We start from the raw sequence: 13,722 nt of genomic DNA, 5'->3' as shown, positions 1-13,722 counted from the left end.
TTGGTTCACCGCTCGATGATGTCGGCTTCGGTCGGCACGAGGATCTCGCGCTTGCCGGCGTGGTTCGCCGCGCTGATGATGCCTTCCTTCTCCATCCGTTCGATCAGCGAGGCGGCGCGGTTGTAGCCGATGCCGAGACGGCGCTGGACGTAGGAGGTGGAGGCCTTGCCGTCCCGCAGCACGATCGCCACGGCCTGGTCGTAGGGATCGTCCGATTCGCCGAGATTGGCGGTGCCGGCCGGTCCGCCGCCATCCTCGTCTTCGTCCTCGTCGACGGTGATCGCTTCCAGATATTGGGGCGAGCCTTGGGTTTTCAAGTAGGCGACGATCTCCTCGACCTCCGTGTCGGAGACGAAGGGGCCGTGGACGCGCTGGATGCGGCCGCCGCCGGCCATGTAGAGCATGTCGCCCATGCCGAGCAGCTGTTCGGCGCCCTGTTCGCCGAGAATGGTGCGGCTGTCGATCTTCGAGGTGACCTGGAAGGAGATACGGGTCGGGAAATTGGCCTTGATCGTGCCGGTGATGACGTCGACCGAGGGGCGTTGCGTCGCCATGATGACGTGGATGCCGGCGGCGCGGGCCATCTGTGCGAGCCGCTGCACGGCGCCTTCGATGTCCTTGCCGGCGACCATCATCAGGTCGGCCATTTCGTCGATGATGACGACGATATAGGGGATCGGCTGGAGGTCGAACTCCTCCGTCTCGTAGATCGCCTCGCCGGTCTGGCGGTCGAAGCCGGTCTGCACGGTGCGGGTCAGTACCTCGCCCTTGGCGATCGCCTGCTCGACGCGGCTGTTGAAGCCGTCGATGTTGCGCACGCCGATCTTCGACATCTTCTTGTAGCGCTCTTCCATTTCCCGCACCGTCCATTTCAGTGCGACGACAGCCTTCTTCGGGTCGGTGACGACCGGCGACAAGAGATGCGGGATTCCGTCATAGACGGAGAGTTCGAGCATTTTCGGGTCGATCATGATCAGGCGGCATTTTTCCGGCGGCAGCCGGTAGACGAGCGACAGGATCATGGTGTTGATCGCGACCGACTTGCCCGAGCCGGTGGTGCCGGCGACCAGCAGGTGCGGCATCTTGGCGAGGTCGGCAATCACCGGTTCGCCGCCGATGGTCTTGCCGAGCGCCATGGCGAGCTTGGCCTTGTTGCCGTCGAAATCCTGGCTACCGATCAGTTCGCGCAGATAGACGGTCTCGCGCCGCTGGTTCGGCAGTTCGATGCCGATGGCGTTGCGGCCGGGGACGACGGCGACGCGGGCGGCGATCGCGCTCATCGAGCGGGCAATGTCGTCGGCAAGCCCGATGACGCGCGACGACTTGATGCCGGGTGCCGGTTCCAGTTCGTAGAGGGTGACGACCGGGCCGGGGCGGACCTGGATGATCTCGCCCTTGACGCCGAAATCCTCCAGCACGCCTTCGAGCATGCGGGCGTTCTGCTCGAGCGCGTCGGCCGACAGCGTGGCGTCGCGGGCCACGGCCTTTGGTTCTGCCAGCAGATGGACGGAGGGCAGCTGGAAGCCGTCGGGCCGCAGCAGCGAGCCCTGGGCATCGCGATCGACACGCGCGCCGGGCTTTGGCCGTGGCGCCGGCGCGACGACGCGGGGCGTGTCCTGACCGGCGGCGGCTGCGCGTGCGGCCGGTTTCGGTGTCCAGCCATCGTCCGGCAGGATGCCGGCGGGGCGCGGCAGGTCGTCGATGTCCAGGTCCACGTCGTCGTCGAAGTTGTCGTCCAGATCACCGCTGATCGGCGGCGGCGAAACGATATGGCGCGACGGCGGGGCGACGCGGCCGGTGGCGAGCGGGGCGGGTTCGAGCGACGGTTCGCGGCGCTCGAGCGGCGTCGGCGCCTTCGGCCGCACCGGCTCGTTCAGCGTGCCGAACTCGTCCTCGTTGAAATCATAGGGCTGCTCGAAACGCGAGGTGCGTTCCTTGGGCTTGAGGCCGAAAAGGCGGCGGCTGCGGGCGCGGATCGTATACCAGTTGTGGGCGATGACGCCGAGCGCAAGGGCGAGGGGGCCTTCGCGGTCGTCTTCGTCCTCGTCGTCGACCGGTGCCGGCGCCGCCTTCTGGCGCTTGGCCGCAACGGTTTGCGCTGCGGGTTCGTCGATGCTTTCGCGGCCGATCAGGCCGGTGGCGAACAGCAGCAGCCAGGCGGCCGGAACGGCGAGAATGACGCCCAGCACCATGGAAAACGTGCCGGTCGGATAGGCGCCGATGAACAGGCCGGGAAAGCGCAGGATCATGTCGCCGAAGACGCCGCCGATGCCATTGGGGATCGGCCAGGTGGCAGGCGGGGGGAAGCAGCCGACCACGGCGGAGGCGACGATCGAGCCGACTGCCCAGGCGCCGAGGCGCGCGGGAATGCGCGACAGCGGACGCCCGGTGATCAGCGCCAGTGACCAGGCGAGCACCGGAAGCAGGGCAAGCAGGCTGGAAAGGCCGAAGAACTGCAGCATGATGTCGGCAAAGACGGCGCCGCCATAGCCGAGGATGTTGGTGGGCTCGTTGGCGGTGGCATAGGACAGGCTCGGATCGGCGACGTTCCAGCTGGCGAGCGAGGCGACGGCCATCACCAGGCCGAGGAACAAGGCGAAGCCGGTGAGCGCCAGCAATTGCCGCACCACGAAGGCGCTGAGCGCGAAGCGGCTGGACTGTTCCTCGATCGCGGCGGAATTGCCTCTGTTCATCTGTCTGCCCATCCGTGTGACTGCATCTGGCCCGAGAGGTCGGCCGGATGCGTGCGCACGTGCCCGGCCATGACTCCGCGGTACAGTACACGGGCGAGGGTTAATCGAGCATTAACCATCCCGTTTGCGCGGCGCCCGGCGGATGGCATAAAAAAACCCGGACGGTGAGGTCCGGGCGGAGGCGGCGCGTCTCTCGACGGCCGCGACGGGTGGAGGAGCCGCGCCGGCGAACCGGCGCGGCGAATGCGCTTAGGAGTGGTAGGCTGCTTCGCCGTGCGAGGCGAGGTCGAGACCTTCGCGCTCGGCTTCGACCGGAACGCGCAGGCCGACGACCAGATCGACGACCTTGTAGAGGATCGCCGAGAGGATGCCCGACCAGAGAACGGTGACGATCACGCCCTTGAGCTGAGCCCAGACCTGGGTCGCGGTACCGGCATAGCCGGCTGCGAAGTCGGCCGTCGAGTAGTCGACGATACCGGCGCCGCCGAGAGCGGGATTGACGAACACACCGGTGAGGATCGCACCGATGATGCCGCCGATGCCGTGTACGCCGAAGACGTCGGCCGTGTCGTCATAGCCGAACTTGTTCTTCACCGTGGAGACGAAGAAGTAGCAGACCGGGGAGACGATGAGGCCCATGATGATGGCGCCCATCGGACCGACAAAGCCGGCGGCCGGGGTGACGACGACGAGGCCCGCAACGGCGCCGGACGCAGCACCGAGCATGGAGGCCTTGCCACGCGACAGGGTTTCTACGATCGCCCAGGAGACGATGGCAGCAGCGGTCGCGACGAAGGTGTTCATCATTGCAAGTGCCGCATAGGCGTTGGATTCCAGGTTGGAACCGGCATTGAAACCGAACCAGCCAACCCAGAGCAGTGCCGCGCCGACCATGGTGAGGGTCATGGAGTGCGGAGCCATCATGTCCTTGCCGAAGCCGGTACGCTTGCCGACCATGAGAGCGCCGACCAGACCTGCGATACCCGCATTGATATGGACGACCGTGCCGCCGGCGAAGTCGATGGCGCCGAAGCCGAAGATCAGGCCGGTCGGGCCGTCATAGGCGCTCGGGCCGCCCCAGAACCACACCATGTGCGCCATCGGGAAGTAGACGAAGGTGAGCCACAGGATGGTGAAGAGGATAACGGCGGAGAACTTGATGCGCTCGGCGAAGGCGCCGACGATCAGGGCGGGGGTGATGGCGGCGAAGGTCATCTGGAAGCAGACGAAGACCAGTTCCGGAATAGCCACACCCTTGGAGAAGCTCTCTGCCATGGTCGTGGTGTCGACGCCGGCGAGGAAGACCTTGGAAAAGCCGCCGACGAAGCTGTTGAGCGAGCCGCCGTCGGTGAAGGCGAGCGAGTAGCCGTAGGTCACCCAGACGAGCATGGCGACGGCGGTGATCATCATCACCTGCATGAGAACCGACAGCATGTTCTTGGTGCGGACGAGGCCGCCGTAGAACAGGGCGAGACCGGGAACGATCATCAGCAGGACCAGGATCGACGAAATGAGCATCCAGGTGGTGTCACCCTTGTCGACGGTCATGGCCGGGGCTGCGGCGGCGGCTGCTTCGGCAGCGGCCGGGGCCGCTTCCTGGGCAAAGGCGATGACCGGCGCAAGCGCGCCGGCCGTGGCCACGCCCAGGGCCCCGAAAGCGGAAGAAAACTTGGAAAATGACATCAGAAACAACTCCCCTAACAGCCGTTCTTACAAAGCTTCAGAATTGGTTTCGCCGGTGCGGATGCGCACGGCCTGGTCGATCGCGTAAACGAAGATCTTGCCGTCGCCGATCTGGCCGGTCTTGGCCGCAGCGGCGATCGCTTCGACGGCCTTGTCCGCGAGTTCGGAGGCAACGGCGATCTCGATCTTCAATTTCGGCAGAAAGCTCACGGCGTATTCCGTGCCGCGGTAGATTTCAGTGTGCCCCTTCTGGCGGCCGTAACCCTTCACTTCGGTCACGGTCAGGCCCTGAATGCCAACAGCGGTGAGGGCTTCGCGCACCTCATCCAGCTTGAACGGCTTGATGATGGCCATCACAATCTTCATCTGGTTCCCATCCTTTGCTTGTCCTCGGCCCCAGCCGACTCTCCTGCCCCCGGCAGGAAAAACGCCGGGTGACTGGGAGATGACATTCAAAGTATGTGCCAGTTTGAAATTGGCCTATAAGTTATTGAAATATAAAGACGATAGAATCGCGCCCTAATAAAAGGGCATTTGATCGGCGGATGTGCGCACAAAAAATGAGCAAAAAATCGCGATTGCTAGAAAATTATGCGTTTGCTCTTTTGCGGATCAGGCCTTCCTGGGCGACCGAGGCAATGAGCGTTCCGTCGCGGCCATAAATGCTGCCGCGCGTCATGCCGCGGGCGCCCGACGCGCTCGGGCTGTCCTGGGTGTAAAGCAGCCAGTCGTCGAGCTTCGACGGACGGTGGAACCACATGGCGTGGTCGAGGCTGGCGGGCTGGATCTGCGGATCGAAGATCGACGTGCCGTGCGGATAAAGCGAGGTGTCGAGCAGCGTCATGTCGGACAGATAGGCGAGAACCGCGGAGTGATAGTGGTGGTCGTCGGGAACGGGCCCGGTGGTGCGGACCCAGATATGCGCGTTCGGGTCGAGTTTCTCGTTGGAGATGTAGTGGGTGAGCGATACCGGCCGGATCTCGATCGGCCGCTCGCGTCCCCAATAGCGTTTCACCCCTTCCGGCGCCTGGGCGAGGAAGAGCTCGCGGAATTCCTTTTCGCCGACCAGTTGTCCCGCGTCGGCCACGCTGGGCATGGCCATCTGGTGATCGTAGCCGGGTTCCTCGATCTGGAACGAGCAGGACATGGCGAAGATGGTCTTGCCATGCTGCACGGCGACGACGCGCCGGGTGGTGAAGCTCGATCCGTCGCGGGTCCGCTCGACCTCGAAGATGATCGGCACGGTGGGATCGCCGGGCCGAACGAAATAGGCGTGCAGCGAATGGACGCGCCGGTCGTTGTCGACGCAGCGCTGGGCGGCCATCAGCGCCTGGGCGATGACCTGGCCGCCGAAGACGCGCTGCCAGCCGTTCTGCGGGCTTTTGCCGCGGAACAGGTTTTCCTCCAGCTTTTCGAGATCCAGCGTCTCGATCAGCTGGTCCATGGCGGTGGGATTTTCGCTCGAATTCGGCATAATAGCGCGGCCCCGCTTATAGGAACTAGTTCAAGGCTGATCTATATAGGAGCAAGGACATGCACAAGGGCAAAGGAAATTCGCCATGCTGGATTTGCTGATCGTCGGCGGTGGCTATGTCGGCCTTTCGGCCGCCGTCGCAGTCAAGCAGGCGGCGCCGCATCTCAGCGTCGAGGTGATCGAGGCGGCGCCGGAAGGTGTCTGGCAAAAGGACCCGCGCGCCTCGGCGATTATTGCTGCCGCGACCAAGATGCTGGAGGTTTTCGGCATATGGGACCGCATCGCGCCGGAGGCCCAACCGATCACCAGGATGATCGTCACCGATTCCAAGACATCCGACCCGGTGCGCCCGGTATTCCTCACCTTCGACGGTGCGGTGGAAGAGGGGCGTCCGTTCGCCCACATGATCCCGAATGTCGCCATGGTCGGGGCGCTGCGCGAGGCCTGCGACAAGGCAGGTATCGCCATCCGTCACGGCGTGCGTGCGGTCGGTTTCAAGAATACCGGACCTTCGGCGGAACTTTCGCTGTCTGACGGTTCGATCGTTTCGGCGCGGCTGGTCGTGGCCTGTGACGGGGTGCGCTCCAAGCTGCGCGACATGGCCGGGATCAAGACCGTCACCTGGGACTACGGCCAATCGGGCATCGTCACGACGGTCGAGCACGAACGGCCGCATGAGGGCGCGGCGGAAGAGCATTTCCTGCCGTCCGGCCCCTTCGCCATCCTGCCGCTCAAGGGCAATCGCTCGTCGCTGGTGTGGACCGAACGCACGGCGGATGCCGACCGGCTGGTGGCCGCCGACGATCTGGTGTTTGAAGAGGAACTCGAGCGTCGCTTCGGTCATAAGCTGGGCCAGATTCGCGCAAGCGGCGACCGGCGGGCCTTTCCGCTCGGGTTGACGCTTGCCCGCGAATTCGTCGCGCCGCGCATCGCGCTGGCCGGCGACGCCGCGCACGGCATTCACCCGATCTCCGGCCAGGGCCTCAATCTCGGCTTCAAGGATGTGGCGGCTCTGGCCGAAACCATTGTCGATGCCGACCGGCTGGGGCTCGATATCGGCGACCTCAACGTGCTCGAGCGCTACCAGACCTGGCGCCGCTTCGACACCTTCCGCATGGGTGTGACCACCGATGTGCTGAACCGGATGTTCTCCAACGATTTCACGCCTCTCAGGGTCATCCGTGATGTCGGGCTCGGGCTTGTCGACCGGCTGCCGGGATTGAAATCCTATTTCATCCGTGAGGCGGCCGGCACGGCCAATGGCGGCGCGCCGAAGCTTCTCGCCGGCCAGGCGATCTGAGCGACGCGCGACACGTTTCAATCCTCGATCTTGCGCGCTTCCGATACCAGCATGATGGGGATGCCGTCCCGGATCGGGTAGGCGAGGCGGGCGCGTTCGGAGATGAGTTCGTTGCGCTCGCGGTCGAAGGTCAGCCGGCCCTGGCTCAGCGGGCAGACCAGCAGTTCGAGCAGCTTCACGTCGACCTTGCTCATCCGCTCGTCCATGGCTGTCGGTGATCCTATTGCAGGCGTGTGTCGGCGTCGCCGAACGTGCGGGCGAGCACGATCTCGGTGATGGCGATCAGGGTTTCGGCGCGGGTCTTGAGGTCGGGCGCCTCGAGCAGGGCCTGCTTTTCCGCCGGGCCGAAAGGCGACATCATCGACAGGGAATTGACCAGGGTGATATTGCTGGCGCGCTCGACGCTTTCCCAGTCGGCCTCGAGCTTGTTGGCGTCGAGATAGGCGCGGAAGGCTGCCAGCAGGCCCGTGCGGTCGACGCCCGCTTCTTCGTCCGGGCCGGCCTTGAGATCGGTGATGAAGGGGGCGATGCGGAAATTGCGATAGGGCTTGGTGCCGTTCACTTCGTCGAGCAGGCGGAACCGACAGATGCCGCCGAGCGAGGTGATGTAACGGCCGTCGCCGGTCTCGGTGAGCGAGGTGATGCGGCCGATGCAGCCGACCTGGCAGAGCGCCGGGCGCTCGGGCAGGATGTCGCCGGTCAGACCCTCGTTGAGTGCCGGCTGGATCATGCCGATCAGCCGGTTGCCGGCCATTGCCGCATCGAACATGGCGAGATAGCGCGGCTCGAAGATATTCAGCGGGAGCTGGCCGCCGGGCAGGAGAAGCACGCCGGCGATGGGAAACACCGGAAGGACGTCCGGCAGGTCGTTCTCGGTCAGGTATCGCGCATTTCCGACTTGCATGGAATTTCACTCCCCCCGCGGCCCGAGACAGGCCGCGATACGTCCTCCTAATGTGGTTCGCGCCGCTGCAAACTCAAGGGCGCAGGCTCTCGCGTCACGAAAACAGGATCGACGACAGCTTGCGGCGCGCCATGATCGTCGCCGGGTCCTTCGGTCCCCAGGCTTCGAAGAATTCCAGCAACTGGCGGCGGGCGCCGTCGTCGTCGAAGCTGCGGTCGCGCTTCATGATCAGCAGCAGGTGCTCGGCCGCCTCCTCGCGCTTGCCGGCCACATTGAGGATCTTGGCGAGCTTGAGGCGCGCCTCGTGGTCGTCCGGATTGAGGGCCAGGGCATGTTCGAGCGCCGACGGATCGCCAAGCTTGCGGGCTTCGTCCATCTGCTCGATCTTCTTGGAGACGGCCTGGACTTCCGGCGCTTTCTTGTGTTCGTCGGGCATGCCGGTGACGAGTTCGCGGGCGCGGTCATGCTGGCCGGCGGCGAGCATGCATTCGGCCATGCCGGCGGCGGCCTTGGCGTTTTCCGGATCGGCCTGCAGCACTGCGCCATAGAGCTGGGCGGCGCCATTGATGTCGCCGCTTGCGAGAAGGGCACCCGCTTCTTCCAGCACGGCCTCGATCTCGGCCGCCTGGTCGGCGCCGGCGGGACCGGCGACCTTGTCGATGAACTGGCGGATCTGGCTTTCGGGCACGGCGCCCATGAAGCCGTCGACCGGCCGGCCGTCGACAAAGGCGACGACGGCGGGGATCGACTGGATGCCGAGCTGGCCGGGAATGGACGGATGGTCGTCGATGTTGAGCTTGACCAGCTTGACGCGGCCTTTCTCCTCCGTGACCACCTTCTCGATCACCGGCGCGAGCTGCTTGCACGGGCCGCACCAGGGCGCCCAGAAATCGACCAGGACCGGCTGGTTGCGGGATTCATCCAGCACGTCCTTGGCAAAGCCCGCGGTCGTGGTGTCCTTGACGAGGCCGGCTGCGGCGGCGGGCGCGGCGGCCGGGGTGCCACCGAAATGCGCCTGGGCGGTCATCTGGCCGCCGTAGCCGCCATAGGGATTGCTGTTGTCGCTCATCGTCGTCTCCCGCATCTTCAGGCCCTCGTGGGGCGTGTTTGCCGCTTAAGATCGTATGTCAGGCCGTGACTTTCAAGACAAGCGGCGTGTGGCCGGTGGCCTCCAGAAAGCGTAGGAGGTCGTCTCGCCCGATCGAGGTCGTGGCATCGTTCGACAGCGGGTGGCCGTTGATGATGTCATGCTGCATCAGGTCCTTGTCGAGAACGAAAGTGACATTGTGGCCGGTGTCGTTGATCGCGCCGAACACCGTGACCGAGCCCGGGATGACGCCGAGATAGTCCATCAGCTTTTCCGGCTTGCCGAAGGAGACCTTGCTCGCCGCGCCGATCAGCGTGTGCACCGTCTTCAGGTCGACCACGGCGTTCTCCTCGACGGTCAGCAGGAAGAACCGGTCCTTCTTGTCCTTGACGAACAGGTTCTTGGTGTGGCCGCCGGGGATCTCGTCACGAAGCGCCACCGATTCGGCGACCGTGAAGACCGGTTCGTGGTGCTTCGTCACGTGGCGGATGCCGAGTTCGTCGAGGAAATGGTAGAGATCTTCGGCGGTCTTGGGCTGGTTGCTCATCGGCGCTCCCTCATGCAGGTCCAGGCTTATGGAAAGACGGGGCAAACCCCGGACCGGGGAGTGATACGTGCGGCCATCGCCCTTGGCAATCGGCGAGAATGGGGGGAATGCCCCGTTTCCGGGGCTTTGGCCATGCCGGTGAGCGGGTGCTGTTCTTTTCTCGAAAAATTCGTCATTTCCCTGTTGCATTTGAAAAATTGTTGGGCCATATAGCGCCCGTCGCCGCAACAAACGGACGGCCCCCGATCCACTGTCTACCCCCGGATCGAGGTTATGAGCGGGTGTAGCTCAGGGGTAGAGCACAACCTTGCCAAGGTTGGGGTCGGGCGTTCGAATCGCCTCACCCGCTCCAGTTTTCTTCTTCTAGAAAATAAAGACATGAAAAACCGCTTTGGCGGTCGCTTTGCATTTTGTCCTCGGCGCGGCCCGAAGGCCGTCTTTCTCAGCTCTTCGAAAACACGTAGTCCGTTTCCTGGCGCAGCACTTCGCCCGGCCGAAGCACGGCGTTGGGGAAATCGGCGTGGTTGATCGCGTCCGGCCAGATTTGGGTTTCGAGGCAGAAGCCGGCATATGGGCCGTAGGTGCGGCCGTCTAGGCCGGGGACGGGGACGTCGAGATAGCAGCCGGCATAGAATTGTACGCCGGGTTCGGTGGTGCGCACTTCCATCGTCACGCCGGAATTGATGCTGCGGGCAAGGGCCACCGACTGCTTGGGTCCGCGTTCGGCGGCCAGACAGAAATTGTGGTCGTAGGGCGCCTGTTCGCCGTCGAGTTTGCGGGCGATCGGGGCCATATCTCGGAAATCGAAAGGCGTGCCGGCGACCGGGCGCAATTCGCCGGTCGGGATCAGGTCGCGGTCGACGGGCAGATAGTGATCGGCGGCGATCATCAGGTCGTGGCCGAGGATGTCGCTGCGACCGTCGAGGTTGAAATAGGCGTGCTGGCAGACGTTGACGGGCGTCGGACGGTCGGTTTCGCTCTCGTAGATCACCGAGAGCACGCCCTCGTCCTTCAGGGTGTAGATCGCGCGGATGGTGCAATTGCCGGGATAGCCGGCGCGGCCGTCGGGATCGGTGACTTCCATCGTCACGTGGTCGTGGCCGAGATCGGTGATTGCCCAGTTCATCCGGCCGGTGCCGGTCGAGCCGCCGTGCAGGTGGGTGGTGCCGCGTTCGTTCAGTTCCAGCTGGTAGTCGGTGCCGTCGATCGTAAAGCGGCCATGGGCGATGCGGTTGGCGCAGCGGCCGGGCGAGGCGCCGAAATAGGGCGAGTGCTGCTCGTAGTCCTCGAAGCGCTCGAAGCCGAGCACAAGCGGCACGTCATGGCCAGAGAGCCTGAGATCCTGGATGGCGGCGCCGAAGGTGATGATCCGTGCGGTGAGGCCACCGCCGACAAGCGTCACCCGTTCGACCGTTTCGCCCGCCAGAGTGGTGCCGAAGTTTTCCCTGCCCGTCATGCCTTTTCCTCGATTTCGGCCCTTGGCCGTCTATTTCGACAGTTCGCGCGCCGCCTCTTCCAGACCGCCGAGGGTCAACGGATACATCCGGTTTCCCATCAGCTGGCGTATCATGCCGACCGACTGGGTGTAGCCCCAATAGTCCTGCCGCAAAGGGTTGATCCACAGGCTGCGGCGGAAATGGCTGGTCAGCCGGTCGATCCACACGGCGCCGGCTTCCGTGTTCCAGTGCTCGACCGAACCGCCCGGCTGGAGGATCTCGTAGGGGCTCATCGAGGCGTCGCCGACGAAGATCAGCCGGTAGTCCGGGCCGAAGGTGCGGATGATCTCGTCGGTGCCGATGACCTCGGCCATGCGGCGGCGATTGTCCTTCCACACACGCTCATAGGGGCAGTTGTGGAAGTAGAAATAGTCCATGTGGCGGAATTCGGAACGGGCGGCGGAGAACAGCTCCTCCACGGTTCGCACATGGTCGTCCATCGAGCCGCCGATGTCGAAGAACATCAGAAGCTTGACGGCATTGCGCCGCTCCGGCTGCGTCTTGACGTCGAGATAGCCGTGCTCGGCGGTGGCGCGGATGGTGCCGGACAGGTCGAATTCGTCCGCCGCGCCCTCGCGGATGAAGCGGCGGAGGCGGCGAAGCGCGACCTTGATGTTGCGGGTGCCGAGCTCGACGGTGTCGTCGAGATTGCGGAACTCGCGCTTGTCCCAGACCTTTACCGCACGGCGATGGCGGCTTTCGTGCTGGCCGATGCGCACGCCTTCCGGATTGTAGCCATAGGCGCCGAAGGGCGAGGTGCCGGCCGTGCCGATCCATTTCGAGCCGCCCTGGTGGCGTCCCTCCTGCTCGGCGAGCCGCTGGCGCAGCGTTTCCATCAGCTTGTCGAAGCCGCCGAGCGCCTCGACCAGTTTCTTGTCCTCTTCCGACAGGTGCTTTTCGGCGAGCTTCTTCAGCCATTCCTCCGGGATCGGCACGGTCTCGACGCCCTCGGCGCCGGAGATGGCTTCCAGCCCGCCGAACATCTCGGAAAATACCCGGTCGAAGCGGTCGATATGGCGCTCGTCCTTGATCAGCGCGGTTCGGGCGAGGAAGTAGAAGGCCTCGGTGTCGAAATCGGCCAGCCCCTTTTCCATGCCTTCGAGAAGGGCGAGGAATTCCCTGAGCGTGACCGGGATCTTCGCTTCCTTGAGCTTGAGGAAAAAGGGGATGAACATCGGGTCCGTTGCTCCTTGCCGCCGCGTCGTCAGCGGCGATCGACGCCGATCTCCTGCAGGTCGTACGGCGTCGTCTGGTAGATCTCGTTGATCCAGTTGCCGAACAGGAGATGGGCGTGGCTGCGCCAGCGGTTGAGCGGCGTCAGCGTCGGGTCGTTGTGGGGGAAATAGTCGTGCGGCATCTTGATCGGCACGCCGGAATTCACGTCGCGGAAATACTCGTCGCCGAGCGAGGTCGAATCATATTCGACATGGTTGAACATGTAGAGCCGGTTGCCGCGCTTCTCGTGCACGAGGCAGACGCCCATCTCGTCGGATTCCATCAGGATCTCGAGGTCCGGATGCTTTTCGATGTCTCTGCGGCGCACTTCCGTCCAGCGCGACACCGGGACCTGGAAATCGTCGGAAAAGCCGTTGAGATAGACGGAGGCCGGCGACAGGTTGCGATGGCGATAGACGCCGAAGGCCTTTTCCTTGAGCGCGTGCTTCGGCACCTTGTGGAAATGGTAGATGGCGGCCATGGCGCCCCAGCAGACATTCATCGTCGAATGGACGTTTGTCTCCGTCCAGTCGAAGATCTGCTGCATCTCGTTCCAGTAGGTCACCTCCTCATAGGCCAGGTTCTCGACCGGCGCGCCGGTGATGATGAAGCCGTCGAACTTGCGGTCCTTCACCTCTTCCCAGGTCTGGTAAAAGGCGAGCAGGTGTTCTTCCGAGGTGTTCTTGGCCTTGTGGCCGCCGACGCGCACGAGGGTAAGCTCGACCTGCAGCGGCGAGGCGCCGATCAGGCGGGCGAACTGGACCTCGGTCTTGATCTTGTTCGGCATGAGATTGAGCAGGCCGATCTGCAAGGGACGGATATCCTGTCGGACAGCCATCGTCTCGGTCATCACCCGCACACCCTCGTGGACGAGGGTCTCGAAGGCGGGCAGCGTATCGGGTATCCTGATCGGCATCGTTTCTCATTCCCAGCATCGGCGGAAAAACCGCAAAATAAAACCGGCGGCGAGAAATCGCGACCGGTGCTCGGGAAAATGACGACTTTCCTCGGCCCCTTTAGCGACTTCTTTAACGTGGCTGCAAGCCGGCCGGCCAAATCACCACGGGACAGCCGGATATTTACGCCTGTTGGGGAGACGAATCAATGGGGGCTGTGAGGGAGAGAATCAATCGACACCGCTAGAGCACGTCCATTGAACGCGGAATCGCGTTGAGGATTTCCTTGGCTACCGAATTCTGATTCCTTCCCTCCGACTGGTGATTTGGTCGGAGGCAATATGACCCGAGCGTTCAGCGATGATCTGCGTAGCCGCGTACTGGCTGCGTCACGGAATGGCATGTCGGCGCGTTCAGCAGCAGCACG

At 64.0% G+C, this 13,722-nt stretch carries 11 protein-coding genes, 1 tRNA gene, 1 pseudogene and 1 riboswitch; of the genes and pseudogenes, 2 read left to right on the top strand and 11 right to left on the bottom strand.

What is annotated here, in order from left to right:
• Positions 1-5 precede the first annotated feature (5 nt).
• From DYZ14_RS22295 to tesB, 4 genes are all read right to left on the bottom strand, one after another.
• The gene (locus DYZ14_RS22295; RefSeq protein ID WP_154722716.1) at positions 6-2,693 is read right to left on the bottom strand and encodes a DNA translocase FtsK; all 2,688 of its coding nucleotides are present in this window, start codon (positions 2,691-2,693) and stop codon (positions 6-8) included.
• Between the two features lie 249 nt (positions 2,694-2,942).
• Positions 2,943-4,376: an ammonium transporter gene (locus DYZ14_RS22290; protein ID WP_154722715.1), complete on the bottom strand. Its 1,434-nt coding sequence runs from the start codon at positions 4,374-4,376 to the stop codon at positions 2,943-2,945.
• Between the two features lie 27 nt (positions 4,377-4,403).
• Positions 4,404-4,742 carry a P-II family nitrogen regulator gene (locus DYZ14_RS22285; protein WP_115672140.1) on the bottom strand — a complete coding sequence of 113 codons (339 nt, stop codon included), beginning with the start codon at positions 4,740-4,742 and terminating at the stop codon, positions 4,404-4,406.
• 223 nt (positions 4,743-4,965) lie between these two features.
• Positions 4,966-5,850, bottom strand: a complete 885-nt coding sequence (gene tesB / locus DYZ14_RS22280) for an acyl-CoA thioesterase II (RefSeq protein WP_154722714.1) — start codon at positions 5,848-5,850, stop codon at positions 4,966-4,968.
• An 82-nt stretch (positions 5,851-5,932) separates the two neighbouring features.
• On the opposite strand from tesB, the pseudogene DYZ14_RS22275 reads away from it, so the two are divergent.
• Positions 5,933-7,150 (top strand): annotated as a pseudogene (locus tag DYZ14_RS22275) (ubiquinone biosynthesis hydroxylase); the annotation flags it as partial.
• Between the two features lie 17 nt (positions 7,151-7,167).
• Here DYZ14_RS22275 and DYZ14_RS22270 read toward each other — a convergent pair.
• From DYZ14_RS22270 to DYZ14_RS22255, 4 genes are all read right to left on the bottom strand, one after another.
• Positions 7,168-7,356, bottom strand: coding sequence for a Trm112 family protein (locus tag DYZ14_RS22270; RefSeq protein WP_154722712.1), 189 nt, complete (start codon positions 7,354-7,356; stop codon positions 7,168-7,170).
• A gap of 14 nt (positions 7,357-7,370) precedes the next feature.
• Positions 7,371-8,054, bottom strand: coding sequence for an LON peptidase substrate-binding domain-containing protein (locus DYZ14_RS22265; protein WP_154722711.1), 684 nt, complete (start codon positions 8,052-8,054; stop codon positions 7,371-7,373).
• A 94-nt stretch (positions 8,055-8,148) separates the two neighbouring features.
• Positions 8,149-9,123 carry a thioredoxin gene (trxA, locus tag DYZ14_RS22260; RefSeq protein ID WP_154722710.1) on the bottom strand — a complete coding sequence of 325 codons (975 nt, stop codon included), beginning with the start codon at positions 9,121-9,123 and terminating at the stop codon, positions 8,149-8,151.
• A 58-nt stretch (positions 9,124-9,181) separates the two neighbouring features.
• Positions 9,182-9,688, bottom strand: coding sequence for a prolyl-tRNA synthetase associated domain-containing protein (locus tag DYZ14_RS22255; RefSeq protein ID WP_154722709.1), 507 nt, complete (start codon positions 9,686-9,688; stop codon positions 9,182-9,184).
• A 277-nt stretch (positions 9,689-9,965) separates the two neighbouring features.
• On the opposite strand from DYZ14_RS22255, the gene DYZ14_RS22250 reads away from it, so the two are divergent.
• Positions 9,966-10,040: transfer RNA gene (locus tag DYZ14_RS22250), tRNA-Gly, on the top strand.
• A 90-nt stretch (positions 10,041-10,130) separates the two neighbouring features.
• On the opposite strand, the gene DYZ14_RS22245 is transcribed toward DYZ14_RS22250, so the two are convergent.
• Genes DYZ14_RS22245 through metA form a run of 3 tightly spaced genes read right to left on the bottom strand, consistent with a single transcriptional unit; the run spans position 10,131 to position 13,315 of the window.
• On the bottom strand, positions 10,131-11,144 hold the full coding sequence (locus DYZ14_RS22245; RefSeq protein WP_154722708.1) for an aldose epimerase family protein: 1,014 nt from the start codon (positions 11,142-11,144) through the stop codon (positions 10,131-10,133).
• Between the two features lie 30 nt (positions 11,145-11,174).
• On the bottom strand, positions 11,175-12,359 hold the full coding sequence (locus DYZ14_RS22240; RefSeq protein ID WP_154722707.1) for a vWA domain-containing protein: 1,185 nt from the start codon (positions 12,357-12,359) through the stop codon (positions 11,175-11,177).
• A 29-nt stretch (positions 12,360-12,388) separates the two neighbouring features.
• On the bottom strand, positions 12,389-13,315 hold the full coding sequence (gene metA, locus DYZ14_RS22235; RefSeq protein WP_154722706.1) for a homoserine O-acetyltransferase MetA: 927 nt from the start codon (positions 13,313-13,315) through the stop codon (positions 12,389-12,391).
• A 79-nt stretch (positions 13,316-13,394) separates the two neighbouring features.
• Positions 13,395-13,473, bottom strand: a riboswitch (SAM riboswitch).
• Positions 13,474-13,722 lie beyond the last annotated feature (249 nt).

The organism is Ciceribacter sp. T2.26MG-112.2 (assembly GCF_900492205.1).
Classification (GTDB): Bacteria; Pseudomonadota; Alphaproteobacteria; order Rhizobiales; family Rhizobiaceae; genus Allorhizobium; species Allorhizobium naphthalenivorans_A.
This window is presented reverse-complemented; position numbering and strand designations above follow the sequence as displayed.